Here is a 4027-nt window from a genome sequence, read left to right on the forward strand (position 1 = left end):
TCACACTTATTCATGAACTTATTTAGCACTTTGATCCTTGTATCACAAAGTATTTTTTAGTCAATTCATGCGTACGCCCTGCAAAGAGTGCTGTCAAGAGCACACATGAAAAATATAGATCGCCACTTTCTTTTTTTAAAGTGTATAATGTAGCTTTCAGGAACAGAATAAAAACGCAATATGCTCCTGAAAAGGCATCTGCGTCCCAGTTCTTATCGATATCAATCCGAGCAAGGGACAAAATATGACCAATCCACTTTTCCAAAAAGATATCATCTCAATATCTGAGTTTTCCAAAGAACACATCGAGCTTATTTTAAAAACAGCTTTCGATTTAAAGAAAAATCCAAGAAACGATTTATTAAAAGACAAACTTATCGGTGTTACCTTCTTTGAAGGTTCTACAAGAACAAGACTGTCTTTTGAAACTGCAATTCAAAGATTAGGCGGTAGAGTTATCGGTTTCTCTGATGCATCAAACACATCATTAGGAAAGAAAGGTGAAACATTCTGTGATTCAATGAGGATCATCACCTCATATGCAGATGCTCTTGTTATTAGACACAATAAAGAAGGTGCAGCAAGGCTAGCTGCAGATATATCTCCTGTACCTGTTATCAACGCAGGTGACGGTTCAAACCAGCACCCTTCACAGACCATGCTTGATTTATTCAGCATTAAAGAAACTCAGGGCAGATTAGAGGATATTTCAATCGCCTTTGTTGGTGACTTAAAGTACGGAAGAACCGTTCATTCTCTTGCTGAGGCTTTATCTTTATATAATGCAAGAATTTATCTTGTATCCCCAGAGTCACTTGCAATGCCACAGTATATCCTTAACGATTTAACTGCAAGAGGCATTACCTTCTCTGTTCATGAGACTTTAGAAGAGGTTATTCCAAATGTGGATATCCTTTACATGACCCGCGTTCAGAAAGAAAGATTTGATGAAACTGAGTATCAGCATCTTAAATCAAAGTTTATTTTAACACCTGATGTTTTAGTTAATGCACGTGAAAATATGAAGATCTTACATCCACTACCACGCATCGACGAAATCGTAACATCAGTTGACAAGACACCATATGCCTATTACTTCAATCAGGCAGCAAACGGTGTATTTGCTCGTGAAGCTATCCTATCATTAGTTCTTAATAAGGAGATTTAAGATGTCTAACGCACATATTGATAACAATAAGTCAAAGCTCCTAGTTGAGGCTATTGCAAACGGAACTGTTATTGATCATATTGCTCCTGGTCAGGCAATCAATATCATCAGAATGTTCAAATTCTTAGGAAAGAACAATCAGTTAACAGTTGGTTTCAATTTAAGATCAGGTGATCTTGGCAAGAAAGATATCATCAAGATTTCTGATGTTGAGTTTTCACCTGCTCAGACAGAGCAGATTGCTGTACTTGCTCCTAATGCTACTATCAATCACATTAAGGATTTCAAGGTAGTAGACAAGTACAAACTACGTCTTCCTCATGAATCTGTTGGTGTTTTCAAGTGCCCTAACAGCAACTGCATCACCAATGAAGAGGACGATGCAACACCACGCTTTAAGATCACAACAGATGAAAACGGCAAGGTTCTTATGAAGTGCCGCTACTGTGAAAGAGTATTTGAAAGAGAGATCCTTCTTGAGAATAATGGTCTAGAGCCATAACAGTAGGTAGGAAAAGACTTTTATACTGATATTAAGACCTTGATTTTATCAAGGTCTTTTAGTCTATAGACTCTATACTCTTCTCTGCTCTTTTTTACTCTTATCTTCTGATTAGTTTAATTTGCAGGAGTAGGATTAATGTCTATTGTAACATCAAGCAATGATACATACAGTTCATCGACAGTCTGATTGTGTCTTTCAATAAACTGCAAGAATTCATCTTCAGGGATAGGTTTTGAGTAGTAGTATCCTTGCAGGAATTCTACACCATGAGCTCTTAGCTCTTCTGCCTGAGATGCAGTCTCAATACCTTCAGCCACAATAGATAAACCTAATGTATGCATCATCTTGATACAGCCAAATAGAATGGTCTGAGCCTGAATATTTCCTTCTTCAAAGGCTGGCCAAATCAATGACTTATCAATCTTAATCAGATCGTATTTGATAGAAGCAATCTGATGGAAATTAGAATATCCAGTACCAAAATCATCCATGGAAAACTTATAGCCAAAGCCTTTTAACTTTTCCATATTATCAAGCACAATCTTACCTGACTGAACCATTGCTGTTTCAGTAATTTCAAGGTTTATCATGCTAGGATCGATACCAAAACTCTTTACCTTCTGATGAAGGGTATATGGAATATCAGGATCAGAAATCTGAAGACCTGACAGATTTACTTCAATATATTTAATACCGCGCTCTTTTAGGTGAGAATCTCTTATATATCTGCAGACTTTATAAAATACCTGATCGCCTAATTTTCCAATTAAGCCCTGCTTTTCTGCTATTGGAATAAATACCTCAGGAGAGATAAAACCAAGAGTAGTTGTATCTTTGAGTCGAACTAAAGCTTCAGCTGACTCACACTTTCCTGTAGCAGTATTAATAATTGGTTGATATACAACATAGAAACCATCTTCATATACAGCTTTCTGAACAAGCTTTTCAACAGACTGAAGATAATTCTTCTTATTTACTGTATCAAGATTTACCATCATTACAGAATGATCAGTCTGTGTATCTGACTGGTTTCTACAGAAGAACATAATAGGAATAAGCTCTTCTAGGTTTTTACATAATTTAGGACACTCAATTGCAAATACTGAGAATGATGGAGAAATAGGCACATTAGGAATAGCAAGACTCTTGTCTGATACCTTATATTTTGACGCCCACTCGTTAATCTCTGTTTCATCAAAAATAATGAAACTAAATCCATATTCAAAGGTTCTGAACAGGTTTCTGTTTTTAAAATCAGGAATGGTTTTTACAGCACCCTCAATACAGTCTATACAGGTCTTTTGAGAGAAGTTGTTTTTAATTGCATCTACATTCTGAAGAGCAAAAGTAACAACATAAAATTGCTTCTTTTCAGCAAAAAGATCTCTTACAGACATATCAAAAGAATATCTTGAGAACATTCTTTGAATGTCCTTATCTGTATATTCTTTTGAATTCTCAAAAGCGTTATATACATATAGAACAGTAATAGCTACAACAAGGCAAACTAGTGTAACCTGAGGAATAAAGAACTTAATTAAGATCAGAGAGAATACAGTACAAAGAGCAAAGACCAAATCAAATCTTATAGAAGTCTTCTGTCGACGCTCTGATCGTAAAACTGAGATAAGGCAAAGTATAAAATAGCTGATTATAACCACATATGTGCAGTTAACCATTGAACCGAATGTATTGAGTCCATCTTTACCTACATGGTAGAAGATATCTCCATACAATACTGCAAATAAGCCTAAAACAAGGGGAACTGCTCTTAGGGAAAACTGAATTACATTATAGTTTTTTGCAACTTTACATTTGATATCGATATAAACATATATATAAAAAGACAGCAGCATCATTGTAAATATATACAACTGATGCAGGAATCTGGTCATTTTCATTGAGAAGACATCTGCATGATAAACAGCATAAATACAGGATATTTCAAGAATGATATCGATAATTGAGAAAATAATATATTCTTCGAACAGTTTTGTAGAAAGGATCCTTAAGCGTCTGTACTGGAAGAATTCAATTGCAACAAAGAGAACCAAGATTAAGGCTACTATTTGAGCTCCATAGATCATTTAGTTCTCCTATTCTATTTATTTACACATACCCTCATTTAAGAATTTTACAGTATCAATCATAGAATAGAATTATACAAACCTCACAATTTTCACATAAAAACCTTTATCACATAAGGCATAAAGCTAAATTGACATATGACTCAACATAAGGTTTGAAGGTAGATATCGTAGAGTATTAGAGAACCTTTTTGAAATTGAGCAAAGAAAAGAGTAAAGCAAGAACTGCTTTTCTACTAACAAGAGTGAGCAATTCTGTTAGAAGCT

At 35.0% G+C, this 4027-nt stretch carries 3 protein-coding genes; 2 read left to right on the top strand and 1 reads right to left on the bottom strand.

What is annotated here, in order from left to right; genetic code table 11:
- Positions 1 to 244: 244 nt before the first annotated feature.
- Together pyrB and pyrI are read left to right on the top strand one after the other, a co-directional pair.
- Positions 245 to 1168, top strand: a complete 924-nt coding sequence (pyrB, locus tag ACJML3_RS03795) for an aspartate carbamoyltransferase (RefSeq protein ID WP_219937248.1) — start codon at positions 245 to 247, stop codon at positions 1166 to 1168.
- A 1-nt stretch (position 1169) separates the two neighbouring features.
- A complete protein-coding gene (pyrI, locus tag ACJML3_RS03800; protein ID WP_219937247.1) occupies positions 1170 to 1670 on the top strand; it encodes an aspartate carbamoyltransferase regulatory subunit in 501 nt (166 codons plus the stop codon).
- Between the two features lie 116 nt (positions 1671 to 1786).
- On the opposite strand, the gene ACJML3_RS03805 is transcribed toward pyrI, so the two are convergent.
- Positions 1787 to 3760, bottom strand: coding sequence for an EAL domain-containing protein (locus tag ACJML3_RS03805; protein WP_406020765.1), 1974 nt, complete (start codon positions 3758 to 3760; stop codon positions 1787 to 1789).
- Positions 3761 to 4027 lie beyond the last annotated feature (267 nt).

Source organism: Succinivibrio sp., assembly GCF_045124615.1.
GTDB lineage: Bacteria > Pseudomonadota > Gammaproteobacteria > Enterobacterales > Succinivibrionaceae > Succinivibrio > Succinivibrio faecicola.